The 24,784-nt window shown below is 70.2% G+C and carries 24 protein-coding genes; 17 read left to right on the top strand and 7 right to left on the bottom strand.

Annotation, left to right across the window (positions count from 1 at the left end; translation table 11 throughout):
- Positions 1–12 precede the first annotated feature (12 nt).
- Together AB1285_RS06665 and AB1285_RS06670 are read right to left on the bottom strand one after the other, a co-directional pair.
- Complete coding sequence (locus AB1285_RS06665; protein WP_259954524.1) at positions 13–1,362, bottom strand: cryptochrome/photolyase family protein; 1,350 nt, start codon at positions 1,360–1,362, stop codon at positions 13–15.
- Positions 1,359–1,736, bottom strand: a complete 378-nt coding sequence (locus AB1285_RS06670) for a DoxX family protein (protein WP_259954523.1) — start codon at positions 1,734–1,736, stop codon at positions 1,359–1,361. Before AB1285_RS06670 ends, AB1285_RS06665 begins: the two co-directional genes overlap by 4 nt.
- Before the next feature lie 50 nt (positions 1,737–1,786).
- Between AB1285_RS06670 and AB1285_RS06675 the strand changes: the two genes are divergently transcribed.
- The 3 genes from AB1285_RS06675 (at position 1,787) to AB1285_RS06685 (ending at position 4,759) form a co-directional block, all read left to right on the top strand.
- On the top strand, positions 1,787–2,146 hold the full coding sequence (locus tag AB1285_RS06675) for a YnfA family protein (protein WP_259954522.1): 360 nt from the start codon (positions 1,787–1,789) through the stop codon (positions 2,144–2,146).
- A 121-nt stretch (positions 2,147–2,267) separates the two neighbouring features.
- The gene (gene thrS / locus AB1285_RS06680; protein ID WP_292796278.1) at positions 2,268–4,208 is read left to right on the top strand and encodes a threonine--tRNA ligase; all 1,941 of its coding nucleotides are present in this window, start codon (positions 2,268–2,270) and stop codon (positions 4,206–4,208) included.
- The gene (locus tag AB1285_RS06685; protein ID WP_187661532.1) at positions 4,205–4,759 is read left to right on the top strand and encodes an HIT family protein; all 555 of its coding nucleotides are present in this window, start codon (positions 4,205–4,207) and stop codon (positions 4,757–4,759) included. Before thrS ends, AB1285_RS06685 begins: the two co-directional genes overlap by 4 nt.
- A 31-nt stretch (positions 4,760–4,790) precedes the next feature.
- Here the strand turns inward: AB1285_RS06685 and pdxY are convergent, their stop codons facing one another.
- Positions 4,791–5,642 (bottom strand): pyridoxal kinase PdxY, encoded by an 852-nt coding sequence (gene pdxY / locus AB1285_RS06690; RefSeq protein ID WP_187661531.1) that lies wholly within the window; start codon positions 5,640–5,642, stop codon positions 4,791–4,793.
- A gap of 46 nt (positions 5,643–5,688) precedes the next feature.
- On the bottom strand, positions 5,689–6,996 hold the full coding sequence (locus AB1285_RS06695) for an aminotransferase class I/II-fold pyridoxal phosphate-dependent enzyme (protein WP_370428564.1): 1,308 nt from the start codon (positions 6,994–6,996) through the stop codon (positions 5,689–5,691).
- Positions 6,997–7,085: 89 nt separating this feature from the next.
- Here AB1285_RS06695 and pdxS point away from each other — a divergent pair, with 89 nt between their 5' ends.
- The 10 genes from pdxS to AB1285_RS06745 all read left to right on the top strand — a co-directional run bounded on the left by pdxS (position 7,086) and on the right by AB1285_RS06745 (position 17,338).
- On the top strand, positions 7,086–7,979 hold the full coding sequence (gene pdxS, locus AB1285_RS06700) for a pyridoxal 5'-phosphate synthase lyase subunit PdxS (protein WP_292796238.1): 894 nt from the start codon (positions 7,086–7,088) through the stop codon (positions 7,977–7,979).
- Positions 7,969–8,559, top strand: coding sequence for a pyridoxal 5'-phosphate synthase glutaminase subunit PdxT (gene pdxT / locus AB1285_RS06705; protein ID WP_292796235.1), 591 nt, complete (start codon positions 7,969–7,971; stop codon positions 8,557–8,559). Before pdxS ends, pdxT begins: the two co-directional genes overlap by 11 nt.
- A 173-nt stretch (positions 8,560–8,732) precedes the next feature.
- A complete protein-coding gene (locus AB1285_RS06710; protein WP_187661527.1) occupies positions 8,733–9,494 on the top strand; it encodes a YebC/PmpR family DNA-binding transcriptional regulator in 762 nt (253 codons plus the stop codon).
- 45 nt (positions 9,495–9,539) lie between these two features.
- Positions 9,540–10,124, top strand: coding sequence for a crossover junction endodeoxyribonuclease RuvC (gene ruvC / locus AB1285_RS06715; protein WP_187661526.1), 585 nt, complete (start codon positions 9,540–9,542; stop codon positions 10,122–10,124).
- Between the two features lie 9 nt (positions 10,125–10,133).
- The gene (gene ruvA, locus AB1285_RS06720; RefSeq protein ID WP_259954517.1) at positions 10,134–10,754 is read left to right on the top strand and encodes a Holliday junction branch migration protein RuvA; all 621 of its coding nucleotides are present in this window, start codon (positions 10,134–10,136) and stop codon (positions 10,752–10,754) included.
- Positions 10,747–11,772: a Holliday junction branch migration DNA helicase RuvB gene (gene ruvB, locus AB1285_RS06725; RefSeq protein ID WP_259954516.1), complete on the top strand. Its 1,026-nt coding sequence runs from the start codon at positions 10,747–10,749 to the stop codon at positions 11,770–11,772. Before ruvA ends, ruvB begins: the two co-directional genes overlap by 8 nt.
- Positions 11,773–11,844: 72 nt before the next feature.
- Complete coding sequence (locus AB1285_RS06730; RefSeq protein ID WP_327036709.1) at positions 11,845–12,246, top strand: preprotein translocase subunit YajC; 402 nt, start codon at positions 11,845–11,847, stop codon at positions 12,244–12,246.
- Between the two features lie 55 nt (positions 12,247–12,301).
- Positions 12,302–14,032 (top strand): protein translocase subunit SecD, encoded by a 1,731-nt coding sequence (gene secD, locus AB1285_RS06735; RefSeq protein WP_187661523.1) that lies wholly within the window; start codon positions 12,302–12,304, stop codon positions 14,030–14,032.
- Entirely contained in the window at positions 14,032–15,021 is a 990-nt protein-coding gene (gene secF, locus AB1285_RS06740) for a protein translocase subunit SecF (RefSeq protein WP_187661522.1), read from the top strand. Before secD ends, secF begins: the two co-directional genes overlap by 1 nt.
- Before the next feature lie 64 nt (positions 15,022–15,085).
- Entirely contained in the window at positions 15,086–17,338 is a 2,253-nt protein-coding gene (locus AB1285_RS06745; protein WP_187661521.1) for a RelA/SpoT family protein, read from the top strand.
- Here AB1285_RS06745 and AB1285_RS06750 read toward each other — a convergent pair.
- Both AB1285_RS06750 and AB1285_RS06755 read right to left on the bottom strand, forming a co-directional pair.
- Entirely contained in the window at positions 17,325–17,873 is a 549-nt protein-coding gene (locus AB1285_RS06750; RefSeq protein ID WP_292796221.1) for a type IV toxin-antitoxin system AbiEi family antitoxin, read from the bottom strand. The two genes, AB1285_RS06745 and AB1285_RS06750, sit on opposite strands and share 14 nt — an antisense overlap.
- A gap of 59 nt (positions 17,874–17,932) precedes the next feature.
- Positions 17,933–19,285: a DUF349 domain-containing protein gene (locus tag AB1285_RS06755; protein WP_259954513.1), complete on the bottom strand. Its 1,353-nt coding sequence runs from the start codon at positions 19,283–19,285 to the stop codon at positions 17,933–17,935.
- Between the two features lie 279 nt (positions 19,286–19,564).
- On the opposite strand from AB1285_RS06755, the gene AB1285_RS06760 reads away from it, so the two are divergent.
- Together AB1285_RS06760 and AB1285_RS06765 are read left to right on the top strand one after the other, a co-directional pair.
- Positions 19,565–21,376 carry an NAD(P)/FAD-dependent oxidoreductase gene (locus AB1285_RS06760; RefSeq protein WP_268776290.1) on the top strand — a complete coding sequence of 604 codons (1,812 nt, stop codon included), beginning with the start codon at positions 19,565–19,567 and terminating at the stop codon, positions 21,374–21,376.
- Positions 21,373–22,122 (top strand): winged helix-turn-helix domain-containing protein, encoded by a 750-nt coding sequence (locus AB1285_RS06765; protein ID WP_259954510.1) that lies wholly within the window; start codon positions 21,373–21,375, stop codon positions 22,120–22,122. Before AB1285_RS06760 ends, AB1285_RS06765 begins: the two co-directional genes overlap by 4 nt.
- Positions 22,123–22,137: 15 nt before the next feature.
- Here AB1285_RS06765 and AB1285_RS06770 read toward each other — a convergent pair whose 3' ends face one another.
- Positions 22,138–22,440 carry a hypothetical protein gene (locus tag AB1285_RS06770; protein WP_187661516.1) on the bottom strand — a complete coding sequence of 101 codons (303 nt, stop codon included), beginning with the start codon at positions 22,438–22,440 and terminating at the stop codon, positions 22,138–22,140.
- 100 nt (positions 22,441–22,540) lie between these two features.
- On the opposite strand from AB1285_RS06770, the gene AB1285_RS06775 reads away from it, so the two are divergent.
- Together AB1285_RS06775 and rpsD are read left to right on the top strand one after the other, a co-directional pair.
- Complete coding sequence (locus AB1285_RS06775; protein WP_259954509.1) at positions 22,541–23,899, top strand: replication-associated recombination protein A; 1,359 nt, start codon at positions 22,541–22,543, stop codon at positions 23,897–23,899.
- 181 nt (positions 23,900–24,080) lie between these two features.
- Positions 24,081–24,710 (top strand): 30S ribosomal protein S4, encoded by a 630-nt coding sequence (gene rpsD / locus AB1285_RS06780; RefSeq protein ID WP_187661514.1) that lies wholly within the window; start codon positions 24,081–24,083, stop codon positions 24,708–24,710.
- Positions 24,711–24,784: the final 74 nt, after the last annotated feature.

Genomic DNA, 24,784 nt, shown 5'->3' on the forward strand with positions numbered 1-24,784 from the left:
CCGGGGCGCGCGTCAGCCCCGTGGTGCTCCGGTGCGCTTCACGACGTCGTAGGCGGCGAGCGCAGCCTTGCGCGTCTCGCCGAGGTCGACGATCGGCTCGGTGGGGGCGTCCGCAGCCCAGCGCCCGATGTAGTGCCCCTCGCCGTCGAACTTCCTGGCCTGCAGCTCCGGGTTGAACACGCGGAAGTACGGGGCGGCGTCGGCGCCGGAACCCGCGACCCACTGCCAGTTGAACGGATTGCTCGCGTCATCGGCGTCCACCAACGTGTCCCAGAACCACTCCTCGCCGAGGCGCCAGTCGATGAGGAGGTTCTTGACGAGGAACGATGCCGTGACCATCCGCACCCGGTTGTGCATGTACCCGGTGTGCCAGAGCTCGCGCATGCCCGCGTCGACGAGGGGAACTCCGGTTTCGCCGTGCTGCCAGAGCTCCAGACGTGCGGGATCCAGCGGAGGCCACGGGAACGCGTCGAACTCCCGCCGCAGGTTCTTCGTCGCGAGGTCGGGGAAGTGGAACAGCGTGTGCCAGGCGAACTCGCGCCAGCCCAGCTCCGAGAGGAATCCGCCCGCCCCGTCGACCTCGATCGCCTCATGCCACACGGTGAACGGACTGAGCTCGCCCCAGCGCAGTCGCGGAGACAGCCGGGAAGTGGCACCGGCAGCCGGGGCGTCGCGAGCGTGGTCGTACGTGCGGATGTCGTCGGCGAGGAAGTGCTGCAACCGGCGGCGCGCGGCGGGCTCCCCGGGCTCCCATGTCTCGCGGAGCCCGCCCGCCCAGTCCGGGGCGGTCGGTAGCAGCCCCCAGTCGTCCAGCGCATCGGAGGAGAGCCGCTTCCCGGCGCCGGGGAGCTCGCGGGGTTCGGGGAGCGGAGCGCGCGGGGCCGGAAGGGCCAGACAGGCCCGCCAGAACGGCGTGAAGACCGAATAGTGCGTGCCGCTCCCGGTGGTGACCGTCCACGGCTCGTGCAGGAGCGACCCCGCGAAAGACGCCACCTGGAGACCGTCGTCGCGCAGCGTCGCCTTCAGCCCCGCGTCGATCTCGCGCCCGGCCGCCTCGTAGCGGCGGTTCCAGAAGACCGCTCCGGCACCCGACTCGGCGACCAGCTCCCGCACGATCCGGTCGGCGGGCCCGCGCCGCAGCACCAGCGTCGTCCCCTTCTCCTGCAGCCGCGCGGCGAGGGAGGCCAGCGAATGGTGCAGCCACCAACGCGCGGCACCGCCCAGCCGACGGATGCCGGGGGACTCCTCATCGAGGACGAAGAGCGCGATGATCGGTTCGTCGCGGTCGACCGCGGCACGCAGCGCGGGGTTGTCGGCCAGGCGGAGATCGTCGCGGAACCAGACGATCGAGGGCGAGGTCATCGGGTCGCCCACAGGGCCCAGGCGATCAGCAGAGGCTGCAGGAACAGGCGGCCGAACCGCCGCCGCTCCGTGTCGAGCCCGGGCGTCGATCTCCCGGTGCGCCACTGATGCCAGTTGCCAGGGAAGACCGCGGCGAAGAATCCCGCCGTCGCCCACCCCATCTTGCGGCGTTCCCGCGGCAGAGCCACCAGGCCCGCCGCGAGCGCGACCTCGGCCGCACCCGACGCCAGGACGATCGTGTCCTTGTCCATCCGGGTCAAGCGGGTCGCCCAGTCGGGCACGACGACCCGGAACCCGCGTGTCTGGGTGAAGTGCAGCACGCCCATCGTCCCGAGGGCGAGAGCAAGGAGCCAGCGGGCGATCGTCCGTGTCATGCGCCCACGCTACCGTCCCCGTCGGACGCCGTGCCTGTCACACTGAGGCGATGACCGTGCTGCGCATCACCGTCCTCTTTTTCCTCGCCGCCATCGCCGAGATCGGCGGTGCCTGGCTCATCTGGCAGGCGGTGAAGGAGGACAGGGGGTGGCTGTTCGCCGTCCTCGGGGTGATGGCCCTCGGTGCCTACGGGTTCATCGCGGCGCTGCAGCCGGACGCGAACTTCGGCCGCGTCCTGGCCGCCTACGGCGGGATCTTCATCGCAGGCTCCCTCGCCTGGGGCGTCATCGTCGACGGATTCCGCCCCACCTCGTGGGACGTGATCGGATCCGTGGTGGCGCTGGCCGGGGCGGCGATCATCATCTTCGCACCGGCGGCCGCGGATCCGCTGTCGGAGACCGCCGCGTGACGGTCGGCGACCGGCGAGCGGACGAGTAGCCTAGATCCAGACCCAGATGGAGTGATCAGTGCCTGAAAACGCCCAGCCGACCGACGGCTTCGCCCTGTTCTCTGACCGAAACGTCGTCGCCATGCGCGTCGGCGGCGTCCTGAAGGACCTCGCTGCGACGGTCACCGACACCGACGACGTCGAGCCCGTCACGATCGACAGCCCCGACGGCCTGAACATCCTGCGTCACTCGACCGCGCATGTGCTCGCGCAGGCGGTGCAGCGGATCAACCCGCAGGCGAACCTCGGCATCGGTCCGCCCATCACCGACGGCTTCTATTACGACTTCGGCGTCGACACCCCGTTCACGCCCGAGGACATCAAGGCGATCTCCAAGGAGATGCAGCGCATCGTCCGCGAGGGCCAGCGCTTCGTCCGTCGCGTCGTGACCGACGAGGAGGCTCGTGCGGAGCTCGCGGACGAGCCGTTCAAGCTCGAGCTCATCGGGCTCAAGGGCCCGTCGACGGCCTCCGAGGGCGAGATCGCCGAGGGGGCATCCGTCGAGGTGGGCGAGGGTGAGCTCACGATCTACGACAACACCACCCGCAATGGCGAGGTCGTCTGGAAGGACCTCTGCCGCGGTCCGCACCTGCCCAACACGCGCATGATCGGCAATGGCTGGGACCTCACCCGCATCGCCGCCGCGTACTGGCGGGGGAGCGAGAAGAACCCGCAGCTCCAGCGCATCTACGGCACCGCATGGCCGACGAAGGACGAGCTGCGCGCCTACCAGGAGCGCATCGCCGAGGCCGAGCGCCGCGACCACCGCAAGCTCGGCGCCGAGATGGACCTGTTCTCGTTCCCGGACGAGATCGGCTCGGGACTGGCCGTGTTCCATCCCAAGGGCGGCATCATCCGCTACGAGATCGAGGAGAACCTGCGCAAGCATCTGCTGCGCAACGGCTACGACCTCGTCAACAGCCCGCACATCACGAAGAAGGATCTCTTCATGACGTCGGGGCACCTGCAGACCTATGCGGACGGCATGTTCCCCCCGATGCACCTCGACGAGGTCGTCGACGACGAGGGCAACGTCACCCGCCAGGGCCAGGACTACTACCTGAAGCCGATGAACTGCCCGTTCCACAACCTCATCTTCCGTTCGCGCGGGCGCTCCTACCGGGAGCTGCCGCTGCGTCTGGCCGAGTTCGGCACGGTCTACCGCTACGAGAAGAGCGGCACGCTGTCGGGGCTCACCCGCGTGCGCGGTCTGACCCAGGACGACGCGCACATCTACGTCGCCCAGGACCAGGTGAAGGAGGAGCTCACCACCAACCTGAACCTCGTGCTCGACCTGCTCCGCGACTACGGCCTCAACGACTTCTACCTCGAGCTCTCGACGAACGAGGAGGGCAACCCGAAGTTCCTCGGCGAGCCCGAGCAGTGGGCGACGGCGATCGACACGCTGCGCGAGGTCGCGATCGAGTCGGGTCTCGAGCTCGTGGCCGACCCGGGCGGCGCCGCCTTCTACGGCCCGAAGATCTCGGTGCAGGCCCGCGACGCCATCGGCCGCACCTGGCAGATGTCGACCATCCAGCTCGACTTCAACCAGCCCGACCGGTTCGAGCTGGAGTACACCGGTCCCGACGGGCAGAAGCACCGGCCTGTGATGATCCACCGGGCGCTCCTCGGCTCCGTCGAGCGCTTCTTCGCGATCCTCCTCGAGCACTACGCCGGCGACTTCCCGCTCTGGCTCGCGCCCAGCCAGGTGGTGGGTGTGCCGGTGGCCGAGCAGTACGGCGACTACCTGGACGACGTCATCGCGCAGCTCCGGGCGGCGGGCGTGCGGGCCGACGTCGACCACTCCGACGACCGGATGCAGAAGAAGATCCGGAATCACACCACCGCGAAGGTGCCGCTGATCCTCATCGTGGGGGAGCAGGATCGTGCCGCGGGGACGGTGTCGTTCCGCTTCCGCGACGGCACGCAGGAGAACGGCGTGCCGGTCGCCGACGCGGTGCGCCGGATCAGCGCCGCCATCGCCTCGCACGCGCTGGTGTTGAAGGCGGGAGACCTCGCATGACGGACGGTGAGGCGGACCTCGAGGACGCCTCCCGTCTCGTCGGGGTGCCCGACGAGTTCCAGCGGCTGTGGACCCCGCACCGGATGGCGTACATCCAGGCCGGGCCGGAGCCGCTGCGCGAGGAATGCCCGTTCTGCGAGGCACCGAAGTACCCGGATGCCGAGCGGCTCATCGTGGCGCGCGGGGAGACCGCGTACGTGCTGCTGAACCTCTTCCCGTACAACTCGGGGCACCTGCTCGTCTGCCCGTACCGGCACATCGCCACCTACGACCAGGCGACGGCCGAGGAGGTCGCCGAGATCGGCGCCCTCACCCAGACCGCGATGCGCGTGCTCCGCGAGGTCTCCGGCTGCGACGGCTTCAACCTCGGCATGAACCAGGGAGCGGTGGCCGGAGCGGGCGTGGACGCGCATCTGCACCAGCACGTGGTGCCGCGGTGGCGCTCGGACGCGAACTTCTTTCCGATCATCGCCAAGACGAAGGCGCTCCCGCAGCTCCTCGGCGAGGTGCGGGAGGCCGTCGCCGAGGCGTGGCCCCCCGCCGACCGCTGAGCCGTCGCGTCGGGGTCCCCGTTCCGGGGACTCAGCGCACCTGGCGTGCGGTGAACTGCATCCGCGGGTTCGCGTAGAACTCCTGCGCCTCGACGAGCTGCAGCTCGCGCTCGCCCGAGTCGAGCGTGGCCTGCAGCAGGTCGTAGACGCTGGATGCGGTGCGCTCCAGAGCGGTCTGCGCGCTGCCGGTCGCGACGTAGTGCGCGGTGAACAGCGCCGCCGTCACGTCGCCGGAGCCGTTCGCCTTCATCGGCAGGTGCGGGGTCTGCACGAGCCACGCGCCCGCGTCGTCCACGGCGAGCATCTCGATCGTGCCCTCTTCGCGGTCCGGCCGCTCGACGCTCGTGACGAGCACCGTGCGCGGTCCCATCGCCCGCGCGAGGTCGACCGACGCGAGGGTGGACTCGAGCGTGTCGGGCTCGGTCTCGGTGAGGAAGCCCAGCTCGAACTGGTTCGGCGTGATGATGTCGGCCACCGGCACCACGCGTTCGCGGAGCAGGATCGGGATGGCCGGAGCCACGAAGCAGCCGGACTTCGCGTTGCCCATGACCGGGTCGCACGCGTACAGCGCCGTGGGGTTCGCGGCCTTCACCCTGGCGACCGCGTCGATGATGACGTCGCCGATGCCCTCGCTGCCCTGGTAGCCGCTGAGCACGGCGTCAATGGAGCCGAACACGCCGCGCTCCTCGATGCCGGTGATGACCTCGCCGACATCGGCGGGGTCGATCAGCGGGCCGCGCCAGGCGCCATACCCGGTGTGGTTCGAGAAGGTCACGGTGTAGACCGGCAGCACCTCGACGCCGATGCGCTGGAGCGGGAAGACAGCCGCGGAGTTGCCGACGTGACCGTATGCGACGGCGGACTGGATGGACAGGATCTTCATACCCGGTCCCTTTCATTCTGGGCGGGCCGGAGCCCGCGTCGGGTGGTCATCGTCCGGCGGCGACGAGGTCGGCGATGAGGGTCTCCGTGTCGTCCTCGGAGAGGTCGTGCACGGTCAGGCGGAGGTGGTGCGAAGGCTCGGCGCGCTCGTCCAGCGCGAAGTCGTCGCCGGTGCGCGCGAGCCAGCCCCGGCGCATGAGGTGGTCGGCGATGGCGCGCGCCGGCTTGGCGAAGCCGACCCACAGGCTCAGGCCGTCCGGGTCCGGGGCGTCGATCCCCTCCGCGCGCAGGCGTTCCGCGAAGGCGGCGTTCCGCGCGGCATAGTGCCGACCTGCCTCCGCGATCTCCTCGCGCACGGCGGGGTCGGTGAGCTGGGCGAGCGTGAGACGCTGCAGCAGGTGGCTCACCCAGGTGGTGCCGGGGCTGAGCCGCATCGCCAGGCGCTCAGCGGTCTCGGGATCGGTCGCCGCGAGGGCCAGGCACATGTCAGGGCCCAGGAACTTCGACACCGAGCGCACCAGGGCGAACCGTCGGTGCTCCGGGCCGATCAGCGACTCGTAGGGGCGCTGCGAGAGCAGAGAGAAGTGGTCGTCCTCGATCACGAGCACGTACGGGTGGTCGGCGAGCACGGCCCGCAGCGCCTTCGCCCGGGCGGGGGAGAGGCTGACGCCCGTCGGGTTCTGTGCCCGCGGGGTGCAGATGACGGCGCGGACGCCCGCGTCCAGAGCGGCACGGAGGCCGTCGACCGTCATGCCCTCCTCGTCCACCGGCACCGTGACGGCCCGGTACCCGCCGAGCCGCACGGTATGGATGCTCGCCAGGAAGCAGGGGTCCTCGAGGGCCACCGCGTCGTCCCGCATCAGGGCCTGGGCGAGCAGCCGTTCGACGGCATCCACGGCCCCGCTGGTGACGGTGACGCGGAAGTCCTGCCCTGGAAGGTCGGCGCCCATCCACTCCCGTGCCCACGCTTCGAGACCGCGGTCGATCACCGGCTCGCCGTAGAGCACGGGGCGGCGGCCGATCGTGCCGAGCGCCTGCGACGGGTCGGGGATCCGAGAAGGGTCGGGGTTGCCCGTGCCGATGTCGCGGAGCACGGTGTCCGGCGCGTAGCCCTCCTGCGGCACGACGTCGACGCCGGCGAGCACGGTGCCCGCGCGCCCTCGCGAATGCACGAGTCCCGCCTGCGCGAGCTGGCGGTAGGCGGCGACCGCGGTGTTCCGGTTGACACCGAGTGTCGCCGCGAGCTCGCGCACCGGAGGAAGGACCTCGCCGGGGCGGAGCGTGCCGCGGTCCCGGAGGGCGCGCACGCTGTCCGCGATCTCGGCCGCGGTGGTTCCACTGATCTGCTCGCTCATGATCCTCCTCCGAGATTCTAGGTGGAGCGGACAGTGCTACCTTTGATCTAGATCAAAAACCATTTCGGATCATCCGACAGGAGACCCCCATGACCGAGCAGCCCACCACCGGATCCGCACGCGTGAAGCGCGGTCTCGCCGAGATGCTCAAGGGCGGCGTCATCATGGACGTCGTCACCGCCGAGCAGGCGAAGATCGCCGAGGACGCCGGCGCCGTCGCCGTGATGGCACTGGAGCGGGTCCCCGCGGACATCCGCGCGCAGGGCGGCGTCTCGCGGATGAGCGACCCGGACATGATCGACAGCATCATCGACGCGGTGTCCATCCCCGTCATGGCGAAGGCGCGGATCGGGCACTTCGTCGAGGCGCAGGTGCTGCAGGAGCTCGGCGTCGACTACATCGACGAGTCCGAGGTGCTCTCGCCCGCCGACTACGTGAACCACATCGACAAGTTCGGCTTCACCGTGCCGTTCGTCTGTGGGGCCACGAACCTGGGGGAGGCGCTGCGCCGCATCTACGAGGGCGCGGCGATGATCCGCTCCAAGGGCGAGGCCGGCACGGGTGACGTCTCCGAGGCGATGAAGCACATCCGGAAGATCCGGGGAGAGATCGCCGCGCTGACCGCGCTGCCGAAGGACGAACTGTTCGTGGCGGCGAAGGAGTTGCAGGCGCCCTATGAGCTCGTCGCGGAGATCGCCGAGACCGGGAAGCTCCCCGTGGTGCTGTTCGTCGCCGGTGGGGTCGCGACCCCGGCCGACGCGGCGATGATGATGCAGCTCGGCGCCGACGGCGTGTTCGTCGGCTCCGGTATCTTCAAGTCCGGCAATCCCGCCGAGCGGGCGAAGGCCATCGTGAAGGCCACCACGTTCTTCGACGACCCGAAGGTGATCGCCGAGGTGTCCCGCGGGCTGGGCGAGGCGATGGTCGGCATCAATGTGAGCGACCTGCCCGCGCCGCACCGCCTCGCCGAGCGTGGCTGGTAGTCCGCGCGTCGGCGTCCTCGCGCTCCAGGGGGACGTGCGGGAGCATGCCGCGCTCCTCGAGGCGCTCGGCGCCGACGTCGCTCTGGTCCGTCGACCCGAGGAACTCGCTCGGGTCGACGGCCTCGTGATCCCCGGCGGCGAATCGACCGTGATCGACAAGCTGGCGAGGCTGTTCGGGTTGCAGCAGCCGATCCGTGACGCGATCGCCGGCGGGATGCCGGTGCTCGGCACCTGCGCGGGGCTGATCCTGCTGGCCGATGAGGTCATCGACGCGATCGATGGGCAGCAGAGCTTCGGCGGACTCGATGCGGTCGTGCGGCGCAACGCGTTCGGGCGGCAGGCCGAGTCGTTCGAGGCCGAGCTGACGGTGCCCGCGTTCCACGAGCCGGTGACCGCAGCCTTCATCCGCGGACCTGTCGTGGAGGCGGTGGGGCCGCGGGCCTCGGTGCTCGCGACGCTGCCGGACGGCCGTGTGGTCGCCGTGGAGCAGGACGGGCTGCTCGGCCTGAGCTTCCACCCGGAGATCTCGAACGAGACGCGGTTCCACCGGCGCTTCCTGGATCGGGTCTCCCGCCGTTGACTTCGCGACTGCGAGTTCAGGCGTGCGCGGGAGAACAGGCGCCTCCGCGCGCAGATGCCTGAACTCGCGCGAACGCCTGTGCCAGCGGAACCGGAGCGGTGCCGCGGCACGTTTCGATAGACTGGACGACGCCCTGGGCGGCGTTCCGGGGCGCAGACGACGAGCGGAGACATATGTCCGGGCATTCCAAGTGGGCCACGACCAAGCACAAGAAGGCCGTCATCGACGCGCGCCGTGCGAAGTCCTGGGCCAAGCTCATCAAGAACATCGAGGTCGCGGCCAAGCTGGGCGGCGCCGATCTGCAGGGCAACCCGACGCTCTTCGACGCGGTGCTCAAGGCGAAGAAGACCTCCGTCCCCAAGGACAACATCGACCGCGCCATCAAGCGCGGTGCCGGCATCGGCGGCGAGGCCGTCGAGTACACCTCGATCATGTACGAGGGCTACGGGCCCAACGGCGTCGCGCTCATGATCGAGTGTCTGACCGACAACAAGAACCGCGCCGCGGCCGAGGTGCGCACGGCACTCAGCCGCAACGGCGGCACCCTCGCCGACCCGGGCAGTGTCGCGTACAACTTCAGCCGCAAGGGCGTCATCGTCGTCGGTTCCGAGGGCACCACCGAGGATGACGTCATGATGGCGGCGCTGGAGGCCGGCGCCGAGGAGATCGAGCCGCACGCCGAGGGCTTCGAGGTCATCACCGAGGCGAGCGACCTGGTGGCCGTCCGCTCGGCCCTGCAGGACGCCGGGATCGACTACGAGTCGGCGGACGTCGAGTTCGTGCCGAACCTCAAGGTCGAGATCGACGCCGAGACCGCCCGCAAGGTGTTCCGCCTCATCGATGCGCTCGAGGACAGCGAGGACGTGCAGAACGTCTTCAGCAACTTCGATCTGTCGGCCGAGGTCCAGGCGGAGCTCGAGAACGACGACGCGTAGGCGCGGCGCGAGCCGGCGACGGCGCACGCGGCCTAGCCTGATCGGGTGACCACTTCGCTGCGCGTGCTCGGCATCGACCCCGGACTGACCCGGTGCGGTGTCGGGATCGTCGATGTCGACCGTGCCCGCCGCGGCACGCTGGTCCACGTGGGGGTGATCCGCTCCGCCCCGGATGCGGAGATCGGCGACCGCCTCGCCGTCGTCGCGGCGGGCATCCGCGCCGCGATCGCCGAGCACCGACCCGATGCGGTCGCGGTCGAGAGGGTGTTCGCGCAGCAGAACACGCATACGGTCATGGGCACCGCGCAGGCGAGCGGTGTCGCGCTCCTGATCGCCGCAGAGGCGGGCCTGCCGGCGGCGACCCACACGCCGAGCGAGGTCAAGGCCGCCGTCACCGGGTACGGCTCCGCCGACAAGCGTCAGGTCCAGGCGATGATCGCGCGGATCCTGCGGTTGGATGCCCCTCCGCAGCCGGCCGACGCCGCCGATGCCCTGGCGATCGCCCTCTGTCACGCCTGGCGCCGCGGCGCCCCGGTGTCGAGCCGCGCGGGCGGCGGCCTGACCCCCGCGCAGCGCGCATGGGCCGACGCGGAGCGTGTCGCTCGAACATATCTACGAGCCGGCTCCTAGACTGAGAGGATGATCTCCTCTCTGCACGGCACCGTGCTGCACACGACGCCGGACCAGGTCATCATCGACGTCGGCGGCGTGGGCTTCGCGGTCGCGGTCCCGGCCGATGTCGCCCACACCGCGACGGTGGGGGAGAAGCTCCTGCTGCACACGAGCCTCATCGTGCGGGAGGACTCGCTGTCCCTGTTCGGGTTCGCCGACCGCGGAGAGCTGGAGATCTTCAGCCTGCTGCTCAGCGTCACCGGGGTCGGTCCGAAGTCGGCGCTCGGCGTGCTGTCGCACCTCACCGCCGACCAGATCGCCGAGGCGGTGACCGCGGAGGACGACGCTCCGTTCCGTCGGGTCTCCGGCATCGGCCCGAAGACGGCCAAGCTCATCGTCGTGCAGCTCGCCGGCAAGGTGCAGCCCGTGGCTGCGCCGTCGGCTCCTGCGGCGGCCGGAGGCGGGGACATCGTCACCCAGGTGACGGTGGCGCTCGTCGGGCTCGGCTGGTCGGAGAAGGTCGCAGCCGAGGCGGCGACCCAGACGGCGACGGATGCGACGGACACCGAGCGCGCGTCGGTCGCCCTCCTCCTGCGGCGTACGCTCGCGCTGCTCGGACCCGCGCAGGCAGGCCAGGGCCGTGGCTGACGCCCTCGATCCGACCGAGCCGACGGACGAGTCCGAACTCGCCATCGAGGGCGCCCTCCGCCCCTCGAGCCTCGACGAGTTCGTGGGGCAGCAGAAGGTGCGGGGACAGCTGCAGCTCCTCCTGGAGGCGGCCCGCATCCAATCGCGCCCTGCGGACCACATCCTGCTCGCCGGCCCTCCCGGACTCGGCAAGACGACGCTGGCGATGATCGTGGCGCACGAGAGCGAGCGTCCGCTGCGCATGTCCAGCGGGCCTGCGATCCAGCACGCCGGGGATCTGGCGGCGCTGCTGTCGAGCCTCGTGCCCGGCGAGGTCCTCTTCATCGACGAGATCCATCGCATGGCCCGGTCGGCGGAGGAGATGCTGTACCTCGCCATGGAGGACTACCGGATCGACATCATGGTCGGGAAGGGCGCGGGGGCGACCAGCATCCCGCTGGAGCTGTCTCCGTTCACCCTGGTCGGTGCCACCACGCGTTCCGGGCTGCTGCCCAATCCGCTGCGGGACCGGTTCGGTTTCACCGGGCACCTCGAGTTCTACGATGAGGGGGAGCTGGAGCGGGTGATCGGCCGTTCCGCTGCGGTGCTCGGCGTCGACCTCCCGACGGACTCGCTCTCCGAGATCGCGCGACGCTCCCGCGGGACCCCGCGCATCGCGAACCGGCTGCTGCGCCGCGTGCGCGACTATGCGCTCGTGCACGGTGGCGGCGAGGCGACGCTCAGCGGCGTGCGGGCGGCCCTCGACCTCTACGACGTGGACGCGATCGGACTGGACCGTCTGGACCGCGCGGTGCTGGAGGCCCTGGTGCGTCGGTTCCGCGGCGGACCGGTCGGCCTGAGCACGCTCGCGGTGGCGGTGGGAGAGGAGCCGGAGACCGTCGAGAGCGTGGTCGAGCCCTATCTCGTCCGGATCGGCTTCCTGGGCAGGACGCCCCGAGGGCGGGTCGCGACGCCGGAGGCCTACGACCACCTCGGTGTGGCGCACCCGGACGGGATGCTGAAGTTGGATGACCTATAATCGCTGAAGACTTCCCCGATACCGCTGTGCGCCCAAAGGCTGGTGCGTGCACCTGAGAAAGGCGCCATCCCCATGCCCATGGAATTTGTCCTCTTCGGACTCCTCGCCGTCCTGCTGATCTTCATGATCTTCAACACGCGCAAGCGCACCCGGCAGATGAAGGCCGAGCAGGAGGAGAAGGCGACCAAGACGGTGCCCGGCGCCAAGGTCCTGCTGCAGGGCGGCATCTACGGCACCATCGTCGCGTACGACGCCGAAGACCTCGATTCCCCGGCCCTCGTGGAGATCGCGCCCGGCACCGTCATCGAGGTGCACAGCCAGGCCATCCTCCGTGTCGTGGAGCCCAAGGACGCCATCGTCGACGCGCCTCTCGCCGGCGCGGACGACCACATCGTCGACGAGACCGCGGCTCCCGCGCTGGAGACGCCGGAGGAGACCCGCGCCCGCCTCGAGCGGGACGCCGACGACAAGTAGCACGCGGGCCGTCACGGCCTCCCGGATCACCGTCCTTCCAGAAAGCTGAACACACGTGGCTTCATCCTCTCCCGTCCGCCACGCCTGGCGGGTCCTCCTCGGCCTGCTCCTCGTGACGGGCGTGCTCTTCGGCATCAACGCGCTGGGTGTGTACGTCTTCAAGCAGAGCTCGTGGACACCCGAGCTCGCGCTCGATCTGCAGGGCGGCACCCAGATCGTCCTGAGCGCCGAGACCGAGGACGGAGCCGCGCCGACGCAGGAGCAGCTCGATCAGGCCGCGGCGATCATCCGTCAGCGTGTCGACGCCTCCGGCGTCGCCGAGGCCGACATCACCACCGAGGGCGGGCGCAACATCGTCGTCCAGATCCCCGGCGAGGCTGACGAGCAGACGCGGCAGCGCATCCAGTCCAGCGCTCAGCTCGAGTTCCGTCCGGTGCTCTACACCACGGCGGCGAGCACCGAGTTCGTCGGCGAGGACGGCAACTCCACGCCGTACCCGAGCCCGGACCCGTCGCTGAATGCGGAGCCCACGGCGGAGCCCACGGACGCCAGCGACCTCTCGTGGGTCACCGACAAGCTCGCGGCGGAGTTCCAGGCGTACGACTGCGCCAACCCCGCCAACGACCCGTCGAAGGCCCCGAAGGACGAGCCGGTGATCGCCTGCTCGCCCGATGACACGGCCAAGTTCATCCTGGGCCCGGCTGAGCTGGACGGCCGCGCGATCACCGACGCCACCGCGGGACGCGACCCGCGCTCCGGTGCCTGGATCGTGCAGCTCACCATGAACGGCGAGGGCGCGGACGCCTTCGGCCAGGTCAGCACCCGCCTCAACCAGAACCGCATCGACGGACTGTCGCCGCGCGACCAGTTCGCATTCGTGCTCGACGGCGAGGTCATCAGCGCACCGCGCATGAACGGCGTCATCCTCGACGGCCGTCCCAGCATCTCGGGCAGCTTCACGCAGGAGAGCGCGACGACCCTGGCCGACCAGCTCAAGTTCGGAGCCCTTCCGCTCAGCTTCGAGGTGCAGAGCTCGGACACGATCTCCGCGACCCTCGGCACCCAGCAGCTCCAGATCGGTCTGATCGCGGGCCTCATCGGTCTCGCGCTCGTGGCGGTGTACTCACTGCTGTCGTACCGGGCGCTCGGGACGGTGATCATCGCGTCGATCGCGGTGATGGCGGTGCTCACGTACATCGTCATCTGCATCCTGGCGTGGCGGATCGGCTTCCGGCTGTCGCTCGCCGGCGTCGCCGGCCTGATCGTGTCGATCGGCTTCACCGCGGACTCCTTCATCGTCTACTTCGAGCGCATCCGAGACGAACTGCGCGACGGCAAGTCCATCACCGGTGCCGTCGAGGACGGCTGGGGTCGGGCGAAGCGGACGATCTACATCTCCAAGTCCATCAACGTCCTGGCCGCCGTGGTGCTGTACATCCTCGCCGACTCGACGGTCAAGGGCTTCGCGTTCACCCTCGGCCTCACGACGGTCATCGACGTGCTGATCTTCGTCATCTTCACCCACCCGGTCATGCAGCTGCTCGCTCGTACGCGGTTCTTCGGCGGCGGGCACAAGCTCTCCGGCCTCGACCCCGAGGCCCTGGGTGCCGTGTACCGGAGCCGCTCGCAGTACCGCGAGGTCGCCACGGCGTCCGCGGGGCGCGGGGCGAAGAACGCGCGCTCGCGCGGAGAGGCGGACCGCCGGCAGACCATCGCCGAGCGCAAGCGGGCGGAGGCCCTCGCCGCCGAGAGACAGACCACGGCCGGAAGAGAGGGAGACAACTGATGCCTTCCATGAATGAGTTCGGCAACAACCTCTACACGGGCAAGACCTCCTTCCCGTTCGTCGGCCGCCGCCGCCTCTGGTTCATCATCGCGATCGCTCTGGTCGTCGGCTCGGCCCTCGTGCCGCTGTTCCGCCCGATCCAGTTCTCGATCGAGTTCACCGGCGGCTCGCAGTTCACCGTCGCCGCGCCCGACACCACGGATCAGGACACCGCGACCGAAGCGGTGCAGTCGGTGGTTCCCGGCGCCGCCACCAAGGTCGTCATCGTCAACGACCAGGACGTCCGGGTGCAGACCGATCAGATGACGGAGGCGGAGACACAGCAGGTGGCGGGCGCCCTCGCCGACGCCTACGGCGTCGAGCCCGATGCGGTCGCCTCCTCGTTCATCGGCCCGGCCTGGGGCGAGAGCGTCACCCGGCAGTCGCTGTGGGGCCTGGCGATCTTCCTCGCGCTGACCTTCCTCATCCTCGCCATCTACTTCCGCACCTGGAAGATGTCGGCGGCGGCGATCATCGGTCTGCTCGACGTGCTCGTGATCACGGTCGGCGTGTACGCCCTCGCTGGATTCGAGATCTCGCCGGCGGCCGTCATCGGCTTCCTGACGATCCTCGCGTACTCCCTGTACGACACCACCGTCGTGTTCGACAAGATCAGGGAGAACACCACGGAGGACGGGGAGAAGACGTCGCGGCTGTTCGGGGAGTCGGTCAACCTCGCGGTGAACCAGACCCTCATCCGGTCGATCAACACCTCCGTGGTGGCTGCGCTGCCGGTCGGCGCGATCCTCTTCATCGGCGCCTTCTGGCTCGGTGCCGAGACGCTGACCGACATCTCGCTGTCGATCTTCGTGGGCATCCTCGTGGCGACCTACTCGACCCTGTTCGTGGCGGCGCCGCTGTACTCGCTCTTCCGTGAGAACGAGCCGCAGATCAAGGAGCGCGACGCCCGTATCCGTGCCGCACGGACCAAAGCGGCTGTCGACGCCTGACGCCCCGCCGCGGGGCCGACCCCCGCTCAGCGCGCGTAGGATTGTCTGATTCGGAGGTGAGTGGATGGCGGAGCCGCAGACGGCATCGCAGGGTTCGAGTCTGCGACGGCTGGTGCCCCGCATCTTCTCGCGCGCGTCCCGGATCAACGATCTCGACAATCTGATCCGCACCGTCAGGGCCAACCACCCGAAGGGCGACTTCGCCGTCATCTCCCGCGCCTATGCCGTGGCGAAGGAGAAGCACGAGGGACAGAAGCGGCAGAGCGGCGAGCCGTACATCACGCACCCGCTCGCCGTCGCGCAGATCCTCGCGGAGCTCGGTCTCGGACCGCGCGCGATCGCCGCCGCCCTGCTGCACGACACCGTCGAGGACACCGGTTACGCGCTCACCGATCTGACCGCCGAGTTCGGCGACGAGGTCGCGATGCTCGTCGACGGCGTCACCAAGCTCGACAAGGTCAAGTACGGCGAGAGCGCGCAGGCCGAGACCGTCCGCAAGATGATCGTCGCGATGTCGAAGGACATCCGGGTCCTGCTCATCAAGCTCGCCGACCGGCTTCACAACGCCCGCACCTGGGGCTTCGTCCCGCCGGAGAAGGCGGCGAAGAAGGCCAAGGAGACGCTGGAGATCTACGCGCCGCTGGCCAATCGCCTCGGCATCCAGGCGATCAAGTCGGAGCTCGAAGACCTGTCCTTCGCGGTCCTCCACCCGAAGATCTACAACGAGATCCACAGCCTCATCGCCCAGCGCACCCCGCAGCGCGAGAAGTACCTGAGCCAGGTCATCGAGGAGATCGACGAAGACCTCCGCGACCTGCGCATCCGCGGCAAGGTCGTCGGCCGGCCCAAGCAGCTGTACTCGGTGTATCAGAAGATGGTCATCCGCGGTCGCGAGTTCGACGACATCTACGACCTGATCGGGATCCGCGTCCTCGTCTCGTCCGTGCGCGACTGCTACGCGGTGCTCGGGGCGATCCATGCTCGCTGGACGCCGCTGCCCGGCCGGTTCAAGGACTACATCGCCACCCCGAAGTTCAACCTCTACCAATCGCTGCACACGACCGTGATCGGCCCGGCCGGTCGCACGGTCGAGATCCAGATCCGCACGCACGAGATGCACCACCAGGCGGAGTACGGCGTCGCCGCGCACTGGATGTACAAGGAGCGGATGAACGGCGGAGGCAAGGCCGAGGTCCGCGCCTCCGACACCGACATGGCGTGGCTCGCGCACATCTCCGACTGGCAGGCCGAGACGGCAGACCCCGGGGAGTTCCTCGACTCCCTGCGGTTCGAGATCGGCGCCAAGGAGGTCTACGTCTTCACGCCGAAGGGGCGCGTGATCGGTCTCCCGGCCGGCGCCACCCCGGTCGACTTCGCCTATGCCGTGCACACCGAGATCGGGCACCGCACCATGGGCGCCAAGGTCAACGGACGCCTGGTGCCGCTGGAGTCGGAGCTGAAGAGCGGCGACGTCGTCGAGGTCTTCACCTCCAAGAACCCCGACGCGGGGCCGAGCCAGGACTGGCTCGGGTTCGTCAAGAGCACCCGTGCCAGGAACAAGATCCGCGGCTGGTTCACCAAGGAGCGCCGCGAAGAGGCCATCGAGCAGGGCAAGGAGGCGATCGCCCGCGCGATGCGCCGGCAGAACCTCCCGCTGCAGCGTCTGATGAGCCAGGACTCGTTCACCGAGGTCGCTCACCAGATGCACTACGAGGACGTCTCGGGTCTCTACGCCGCTGTCGGCGAGGGCCACGTCTCGACCCAGTCGGTGCTGGAGAAGGTCACCGCGCTCGTCGCCACCGACGAGCCGACCACCGGGGCGATCGACCTTCCGGGAAGCGTCCAGACGCGAGAGTCGCGGGGCGGCGACTCCGGCGTGCTGGTGCGCGGTGCGAACGACATCCTCGTCAAGCTCGCGAAGTGCTGCACTCCGGTGCCCGGTGATCCCATCGTCGGCTTCGTCACCCGAGGGAGCGGTGTCTCCGTGCACCGGGCGGACTGCGTGAACGTGAAGGCTCTCAGCGGCGAGCAGGACCGCTTCGTCGAGGTCTCCTGGGCGCCGACGAAGAAGAGCGTGTTCCGTGTGCAGATCCAGGTGGAGGCCCTGGACCGCTCCGGCCTCCTCTCGGACGTCACGCGGGTGCTCAGCGAGCATCACGTGAACATCCTGTCGGCGACCGTGTCGACGACGGATGAGCGCCTGGCACTCAGTCGGTTCGTGTTCGAGATGGGTGACGCCGTGCACCTGGACCGCGTCCTGAACGCGGTGCGCCGGATCGACGCCGTCTACGACGTGTACCGCGTCACGTCCTCCTGACGAGCCGCTCCAACGCCGCGACACCACTGACGCTGCCGGGAACTCGGTGCCGGGCCCGGAGGTCGGCGATGGCGCCGTCGAGCGCGGTCGGGTCGACCTGGGCGAGGGCCTGCATCCACGGGAGCACACGGGGATCGCGGTGCAGCGCCGTGGCGAGGTCGCCCATCGTGCGCACCGGCGACGTCACGAAGATCCCGCCGAGGCGGGCCAGGTCCCCCGCGGGGACCAAGGTGTCGTGGAACGACACTCTGGTCTGCACCCGCGGGCGCACCCGGCGCTCCACGCAGCGTCGCACGTGGTGGATCGACGGCGGGGCATCGCGGGCGCCGTGGATCCAGGCGGCACTGGGCCCGCAGGCCGCTGCGCCCTCCTGGACGAGCGCGGCGATGCTGTGGGCCCGTACATCGGGGGACTCCGGCAGATCAGCCGGGATGTAGGCGTCACCGACCTCGACGACATGGCCGTCGAGCCGGGCGGCGCTGAGCTCGCCCACGCTCAGGCGCGCGCCGGGCAGATACAGCAGAGCGGGGTGCATGCCGCCAGTGTGGCGTGATGCACCCCGCTCATGCGGAGATCAGTGAACCTGTGGAGAGCTCAGCCGCCGAGAGCGTTGAGCCAGGCGCGACGGGCCTCGAGGGCGTCCGCTGCCTCCTTGGCGGCCTTGCTGTCCCCGGCCTTCTCGGCGGCGGCCAGTTCGGCCTCGAGCTTCTCGATGGCCTCGTGGAGCTGCGAGCTCATGTCGTTCGCCCGCGCCTTGGTCTCGGGGTTGTTCTTCTTCCAGTCGACGTCCTCGCGCGCCTTGAGTGCCTGCTCGATGACGCGGAGCTTGTCGTCGAGTGCGCGCTCCTTGTCGCGCGGGAAGATGCGTCCGACCTCGTCCCACTCGCGCTGGATACGCGTGAGCAGGGCGCGGGCGCGCTTGATGTTCGGCTCGTCGGCGACCGCCTTCGCCTGCTCGAGCAGCGCCTGCCGGGCCTCGATCTTCGGAGCCGAGTCGGCCTCCTCCGCAGCGGCCTGCTCGGCACGGGCGGCGTAGAGCGCGTCTCCGGCGGCCTTGAACCGTGCCCACAGGGCGTCGTCGGCCTTGCGTCCGGCGCGACCGGCCGTCTTCCACTCGTCCAGGAGGGAGCGGTAGGCGGGGATGCCGTCGACCCCGCGCGGGGCCAGGGCCTCGGCGCGCTCGACCAGTCGGGACTTCGCGTCGCGCGCCGCCTTGTGCGCATCGTCGAGCTCGGAGTAGAACGCCCGGCGGTGCTTGTCGACGACGGCCCTCGCGTCGCGGAACCGCTTCCAGAGCTGCTGCGAGACGCCCTTCGACAGGCGCGGACCGTTCTGCTGCTGCGCCTGCCAGGACTCGAACAGCTCGTTGAGCTCGGCGGTCACCTGCTTCCACTGGACCTTGCTCAGGTCGCGGGCGGCGATGGCTTCGGCACGCTCAACGAGAGCGGTGCGCTCGGCGACGGCCTGCTCGACGAGCTCCTTCGCCTGCTGCGCCTCCTGAGCGGTGGCCTCGGACAGCGACGCGGTCAGTGCGGTGAGGCGGTCGCGGAGTCCGGCGAGGTCGCCGACGGCCGCGGCATCCGTAGCCTCGTCGATGAGGTGGGCGGCCTGCTTGGACAGGTCGCTCGCCGAGGCGCCGCCGGCCTGGTGACGCTGCTCGAGGGCGACGACCTTGAAGGCGATGTCGTCGTACTTGCGGACGAAGTAGGCCAGGGCCTCGTCGGGAGTGCCGTCCGGGTACTGACCGACGACGCGCCAGGACTCGCCCTCGCGCACCTCGACAGTGCCGTCTTCGGAGACCCGGCCCCATTCGCCGGCGGAGGAGACCGGGGTCGGCTTCGCCGCGGCCGGCGCGACGGCGGCCGGTGTCGGTGCCTTTCGCGGCAGCGGCACGGCGGGCGGGGTGGGAACGGGCGGGGTCGGCTTCGCGGGCTCGTTGGCAGACACGGTGATTCTCCTTGCGCGGTCACGCCGCGGGAGGCGGAAAGGACGAGGCTCAGCCTAGTACGCCCTCTTCGATCCGCGAGACCCCGTCTTCCCGCCGAGACCCCGTGCTTCGTGCGCGAACGAGGCGGGGTCTCGACGGCGACCCGGGGTCTCGACAAAGTGGGACGTTACCGTTTCGTGAGCAGAACGTTCGACGCAGGAAACACTCCGCGTCATCTCCGGGTAACACGGCGCTCCTATCGTCGCGACCACGACAGTCCCCAGGTCGACAGGAGTTCCATGGACGACAACGCAGCGCGCACAGCGGAGATCGTCGTCGTGGGGGCGGGAGTTGCGGCGCACCGCTTCGTCGCGCGGATGCTGGAGGATCCGGAGCGGGACGTGCGGATCACGGTGTTCGGAGACGAGGGGCGGCTGCCTTATGACCGCTCCGGGCTGGCGCGGGTGGTCGCGGGCGACGCGGCATCGGGCATCGATCTCGACCGGGCGCCGTTCCGCGACGATCGGGTGCGGTTGATCGACGACGACCGGGTGCTGCGTATCGACAGGGCGGGACGCCGCGTGCGGACCCGTTCGCGCCGCTGGTACGACTACGACGCGCTCGTCCTGGCGACCGGGACCCACGCCCGCCCGCTCGAGGTGCCAGGCATCCGCGCTCGTGGGGCCTTCACCTTCCGCGCGATGGAAGACGCACAGACCCTGCGCGCGTTCCTGGCCATCCGCAGGACGGAGCTGCCACGTGCCCTCCGAGCGGTGGTGGTCGGCGGAGACGAGTCCGGGGTCGACGTTGCGCTCGCTCTAGACGAGGCCGGAGTGCAGACGACCCTCGTCGCCACCGCGGATCGGCTGCTTCCCTCCGTGCTGTCGGCGCCGGCTGCGGCGGCGCTGCGGCGGGTCATGGAGGCACGCGGGATCACCGTGCGGACCCGGACGCGGCTGACGCGCGTCGATCCCGACGAGGCCGGTGCCGTCACCGCGGTCGAGTTCCAGGACGGGACCTTCGCCCGGGCGGACCTCGTCGTGACGACCGGTGCACGGGCCAGAGACGAACTCGCGCGCAACGCCGGTCTCCCGGTGCGCCAGGGCGGAGGCGTGATCGTGGATGCCGCCGGACAGACAGAGGATGAGCGGATCCTCGCCATCGGGGACGTCGCGGTGGGAGTCGGTCAGCTCGAGCGGGGCGTCGAAGCCGCATGCTCCTCCGCGGACCGTGCGGTCGCCGCCCTGTGCGGTGCTCCGCTCACGGACCGAGGACCGCGGCGCTGGTACGGACGGCCCGGTGGCATCGACCTCGCCGTCCTGCGGATCGACGACGTCCGTGGGTCGGCCTTCGCCGTCCCGCTGTCCGCCCTCGACGGACGCCGTTTCGGAGAGATCCTGCTCTCCGCAGATGCGCGTCAGGTGTACGGCGCGACGACGATCGGCGAACAGGGTGAGGCATGGCTGGCGCGGTTCTCGCGCGATGACACCGATCGGCGCGCGGAGGTTCGCGTGCTTCTGGCTTCGGCAGCGTCCGACGACCGCGCGGACGAATGCGGCCACGGTCTCCTGACGCTCCCGCTGGACGCGCTGAGTGTCGAGCTGGATCGCCGGGGGATCCGGACGTTCGCCGATGCCCTGGCCGCAGCGGGGGAGAGCCGTGACTGCGGACCCTGCCTCCGCCGTCTGGCGGTTGCGCTGCTGCAGCGTGACCCCGCCCCTGCCGACACCCCCGACCGCCGACCGGGCGTCCGCCTCCGTGGTTCGGCCGCCGCTTCCGTCGTCGACGTCGAGGTCGAGGTCGGGAGGGAGATCGACGCTGCGCTCCTCCTCGTGATCGGCCGCCTGGCCCAGCGTCACGACGCCACGATCGGTCTCGGCGAGGGGACGATCACCGTCGGGGGGATCCGGGGCGGCGACCTCCCGCGAGTGCTGGCGGGCCTCCGGGCCGCAGGCGCGGTGATCCGGACCTCGGAGCCGGAAGCCGGCGGGCGCCACCCGATGACGCCGCTGGTCGGACCCGCGGACGGGGGAACCCGCCGGCGTCGAGACCTGGACCGCAGCGGCACAGGGACGGCGGCGGGAGTGCGGTCCGCAGAGGGGGCGAGATGAGCGCGCCGACCCGCGTGGCCCCGGCACTCGTGGGTTCCCGCATCGCGGTCGCCGAGGTGGCACGGCCGGTGCGGCCCGAGCCCGTCGACGCCGACGCGCTCCTGCACGCCCTCACCGGCAGCGGGTCGGAGGTCGTGCGGATCGTGTCACTGCGGGACGATCAGGCGATCCCCGCCGGCACGAAGCGAACGGCGCACCGCATCGCGACCGGCCAGGTCGACGCTGTGCTGTTCCCCGCCGCCGAAGGCGTGCCAGGCCTCCTGGCGATCTTCGAGCGCCTCGGCATGCTCGATGTGGTGCGTGCTCGCGCGCGGGCTTCGCGGTTGCTCCTGGCGACCGCCGACCCCACAGCGACGGCTCAGCTGGCGGAGCTCGGACTGGCCGCGTCCACAGCGTGCGGGCCGACGGCGGAAGACCTCGCCCGCACGGTCATCGATCACTTCGCCCGCGCGGGGCGCGAACGGCGGACGGACGTCGGCGACGTGGCGGTACGCAGCGGGGGCATTCTCATCGACGGCGTGTTCGTCCCGCTCTCCCGCGGAGCCGTGAGCGTCATGGAAGCGCTGTTCGTGGCCGACGGGCGGGTGCTCAGCCGGACGGAGATCGGGCAGGTGCTCCCGGGCGGGCGGCGGAGTCCTCGAGCCGTCGAGGTCGCTGTGGCGCGGCTCCGCGAGGCCCTCGGCGACGTCGACCTCGTGCAGACCGTGGTCAAGCGCGGCTATCGACTCGCGGTGCTCGACGACTGATCGTGCCGGATCGGTTCACTCCGAGGGAGTGGCGGGCGCGGTCGGAGCCTCCGTCGGGGTATCGGTCGGCGCCGGGGACGGTTCGATCGAGGAGGTGGGCGAGGGCGACGGCGTCGGTTCCGGAGCGGTCACCTGCGCATGCACGACCTGGCTGACGATCGCGCCCACGACGATGAGGGCGCCGACGGTGATCGCGATGGCGTTGTCCCGGGTCCGTCGGCGGATCTGGTCCTGGTGCCAGCGGGTGCGAGCGGTGTGCAGCCGAGCGCGCTCCGCCTCGGTGCGTGTCTGCGCCTTCTTGGAACCGCGTGCAGCCATGCCCTGCTTCTCCCGTCCGACGCCGGTCCACGACGTCGCCTGAGAGCCTACCGGGGCGCCGGCCTCGCCTCGTGTCCCCGGCCGCCGTTAGCCTGGAGGAATGTCCTCTCCCTCCGCCCTGCTCTCCGGGCAGACACCGCTCGCCGTGCGCATGCGTCCGGTGTCGCTGGACGAGGTCGCGGGACAGCGCCACCTGCTGCGGGCCGGGTCGCCCATCGTCGCCCTCGCCGATCCGGAGGCCAGCTCGCCCGGTGCGGTGTCTATCATCCTCTGGGGCCCGCCCGGCACCGGGAAGACCACGCTCGCCCAGGCCATCGCCCGGTCCTCCGGCCGCCGGTTCGTCGAGCTCTCGGCCATCACCGCCGGCGTGAAGGACGTGCGGGAGGTCATGCAGGAGGCGATCACGCAGCGCGACCTCTACGGGCAGACGACGATCCTCTTCCTCGACGAGATCCACCGCTTCACCAAGGCCCAGCAGGACGCCCTGCTGCCCGGCGTGGAGAACGGCTGGGTCATCCTCATCGCCGCCACCACGGAGAACCCCTCGTTCTCGGTGATCTCGCCTCTGCTGTCCCGGTCGCTGCTGCTCACCCTGCAGCCGCTCACCGATGACGACATCGGCGTGCTCGTGGATCGGGCGGTGTCGGACGCCCGCGGACTCGGAGGCGCGGTCGCGCTCACCGACGAGGCGCGGTCGGCCCTCATCCGCCTCGCGTCGGGGGACGCCCGTCGCGCCCTCACGGGGCTGGAGGCCGCCGCCGCGGTGGCGCTCTCGCACGCGGCGACGGCCGACGACGACAGCGAGGACCAGGAGTCGACCGTCCCCGAGGTCACCGCCGACGATGTGGCGCAGGCCGTCGACAAGGCTCTGCTCCGCTACGACCGGCAGGGCGACGAGCACTATGACGTCATCAGCGCCTTCATCAAGTCGATCCGAGGCTCCGACCCGGACGCCGCGCTGCACTACCTCGCCCGCATGATCGAGGCGGGGGAGGACCCGCGGTTCATCGCCCGGCGGCTCGTCATCTCCGCGTCCGAGGACGTCGGGCTCGCCGACCCCCAGGCGCTCGGCATCGCCGTGGCCGCCGCCGACGCCGTGGCCTTCATCGGGATGCCGGAGGGACGCATCCCGCTCGCGGAGGCCACCGTGTACCTGGCCACGACCGCGAAGTCGAACGCGGCGTATGTCGGCATCGACGCGGCCATCGCCGACATCCGGGCCGGAGGGTTCGGGCGCGTGCCGCTGCACCTCCGCGACGCCCACTACCCGGGCGCCAAGCGCCTGGGCCACGGCCGCGGCTATCGCTACGCGCACGACAGCGAGTTCGGGATCGTGCCGCAGCAGTACCTGCCGGACGAGCTCGACGGACGCCACTACTACGAGCCGAAGAACCTGGGCGCGGAGCGCGACATCAGTGCACGGCTGGAGCGCATCCGCCGGATCCTCGGCGACCGGTGATCCGCGGGCCTCGGGTGTCTGCCGTCGTCTGTTAGACTTGAGCGGCTCGAAACCGTGTTTTCGGGCATCTCCTCGTTCACACCCCACCTCGACGGCACCCCGGCGTGCGCCCCGAGGAAGAACGCGGTGATACGTCCGTCGGACGTGAAATCCACGTCCACGTCATCGGAAGGATAACTTCGTGGTCACGAAGTCCCAGGACCGCCGCAAGGTGCGTCTCAGCCGCGCCCTCGGCGTGGCACTCACCCCCAAGGCCGCCCGCTACCTCGAGAAGCGTCCCTACGCTCCGGGCGAGCACGGCCGCACCAAGCGCAAGGCCGACAGCGACTACGCCGTCCGTCTGCGTGAGAAGCAGCGTCTGCGCGAGCAGTACGGCATCCGCGAGAAGCAGCTGCGTATCGCGTTCAACGAGGCCCGTCGCCAGGACGGTCTGACCGGTGAGAACCTCGTCGAGCTCCTCGAGATGCGTCTCGACGCGCTCGTGGTCCGTTCGGGCTTCGCCCGCACCACGGCGCAGGCTCGCCAGCTCGTCGTGCACCGTCACATCCTCGTCGACGGCCAGCTCGTCGACCGCCCGTCGTTCCGCGTGAAGCCGGGTCAGCTCATCCACGTCAAGCCCAAGAGCGAGGGCCTCGAGCCCTTCCAGGTGGCAGCCGCCGGCGGTCACGCCGAGGTCCTGCCCGCCGTTCCGGGTTACCTCGAGGTCGAGCTCGACAAGCTCCAGGCCCGCCTGGTCCGTCGTCCGAAGCGCGCCGAGGTCCCCGTGACCTGTGAAGTGCAGCTCGTCGTCGAGTACTACGCGGCTCGCTGATCCAGCGGAAGAGCATCAGGCAGGAGGCGTCGGGGTTCCCGACGCCTCCTGTCGTTTCCGCCTACGATGGAGAG

The organism is Microbacterium sp. NRRL B-14842, from assembly GCF_050470785.1.

Bases quoted from the DNA above. Each gene is read 5' to 3' on its own strand.
- AB1285_RS06670 (WP_259954523.1), bottom strand. From the start codon at position 1,736: ATGACACGGACGATCGCCCGCTGGCTCCTTGCTCTCGCCCTCGGGACG.
- AB1285_RS06685 (WP_187661532.1), top strand. From the start codon at position 4,205: ATGACGGACGGTGAGGCGGACCTCGAGGACGCCTCCCGTCTCGTCGGG.
- AB1285_RS06760 (WP_268776290.1), top strand. From the start codon at position 19,565: ATGGACGACAACGCAGCGCGCACAGCGGAGATCGTCGTCGTGGGGGCG.
- secF (WP_187661522.1), top strand. From the start codon at position 14,032: ATGCCTTCCATGAATGAGTTCGGCAACAACCTCTACACGGGCAAGACC.
- thrS (WP_292796278.1), top strand. From the start codon at position 2,268: ATGCGCGTCGGCGGCGTCCTGAAGGACCTCGCTGCGACGGTCACCGAC.
- AB1285_RS06750 (WP_292796221.1), bottom strand. From the start codon at position 17,873: ATGCACCCCGCTCTGCTGTATCTGCCCGGCGCGCGCCTGAGCGTGGGC.
- AB1285_RS06730 (WP_327036709.1), top strand. From the start codon at position 11,845: ATGCCCATGGAATTTGTCCTCTTCGGACTCCTCGCCGTCCTGCTGATC.
- AB1285_RS06665 (WP_259954524.1), bottom strand. From the start codon at position 1,362: ATGACCTCGCCCTCGATCGTCTGGTTCCGCGACGATCTCCGCCTGGCC.
- AB1285_RS06695 (WP_370428564.1), bottom strand. From the start codon at position 6,996: ATGAGCGAGCAGATCAGTGGAACCACCGCGGCCGAGATCGCGGACAGC.
- ruvA (WP_259954517.1), top strand. From the start codon at position 10,134: ATGATCTCCTCTCTGCACGGCACCGTGCTGCACACGACGCCGGACCAG.
- AB1285_RS06675 (WP_259954522.1), top strand. From the start codon at position 1,787: ATGACCGTGCTGCGCATCACCGTCCTCTTTTTCCTCGCCGCCATCGCC.
- pdxS (WP_292796238.1), top strand. From the start codon at position 7,086: ATGACCGAGCAGCCCACCACCGGATCCGCACGCGTGAAGCGCGGTCTC.
- AB1285_RS06745 (WP_187661521.1), top strand. From the start codon at position 15,086: ATGGCGGAGCCGCAGACGGCATCGCAGGGTTCGAGTCTGCGACGGCTG.
- AB1285_RS06765 (WP_259954510.1), top strand. From the start codon at position 21,373: ATGAGCGCGCCGACCCGCGTGGCCCCGGCACTCGTGGGTTCCCGCATC.
- AB1285_RS06770 (WP_187661516.1), bottom strand. From the start codon at position 22,440: ATGGCTGCACGCGGTTCCAAGAAGGCGCAGACACGCACCGAGGCGGAG.
- AB1285_RS06710 (WP_187661527.1), top strand. From the start codon at position 8,733: ATGTCCGGGCATTCCAAGTGGGCCACGACCAAGCACAAGAAGGCCGTC.
- AB1285_RS06775 (WP_259954509.1), top strand. From the start codon at position 22,541: ATGTCCTCTCCCTCCGCCCTGCTCTCCGGGCAGACACCGCTCGCCGTG.
- pdxY (WP_187661531.1), bottom strand. From the start codon at position 5,642: ATGAAGATCCTGTCCATCCAGTCCGCCGTCGCATACGGTCACGTCGGC.